General features: G+C 67.3%; 1 protein-coding gene. It reads right to left on the minus strand.

Translation table 11 applies throughout. The annotated features are described in order from the left end of the window. Nucleotides 1-4: 4 nt before the first annotated feature. Nucleotides 5-568, minus strand: a 564-nt coding sequence (hxlA, locus tag IF64_RS0124935; RefSeq protein ID WP_036877957.1) for a 3-hexulose-6-phosphate synthase, incomplete at its 5' end; no start/stop codon positions are given.

A 568-nucleotide genomic window follows, 5' to 3' on the forward strand; every position in this document is an offset into this window, starting at 1 on the left:
CGCCTCAGGTGTTGGCGCGTTTGCGGAGTTGGCTGGCGGCTTCGGCGGGGTCGGGGGCGTTGTAGATCGCGCTGCCGGCCACGGCCACGGTCGCCCCGGCCTGACGGACCGCGCCGATGGTGTCCGGACCCACCCCACCGGCGATCGAGAACGGCACACCGGCCTCACGCCCGTCATCCAGCAGCTTCTCGATCGTGTAATCCGGACGGGCCTGCTCGTCCAGACCCGCATGGATCTCCACGAACGACACCCCCAACTTGGCCACCTCACGGATCCGACCCACCCGGCCCTCGGTCACCGCGATCATGTCCGCGACCACACTCTTGCCGTACTTCGCCCCCGCAGCCACCGCACCCCGAATCGTGTCGTCATCGGCCACCCCCATCACCGTCACCAGATCCGCACCCGCCTCGAACGCCAACCCCGCCTCCAACTCACCAGCATCCGCCGTCTTCAAATCCGCGAACACCAACTTGTCCGGATGCGCCGCCTTCACCGCACTCACCGCAGAAATCCCCGCCGACTTCACCAACGGAGTCCCCAACTCCAACACATCCACGTACTCGGC

Source organism: Prauserella rugosa, from assembly GCF_000719975.1.
Taxonomy (GTDB): Bacteria; Actinomycetota; Actinomycetes; order Mycobacteriales; family Pseudonocardiaceae; genus Prauserella; species Prauserella rugosa.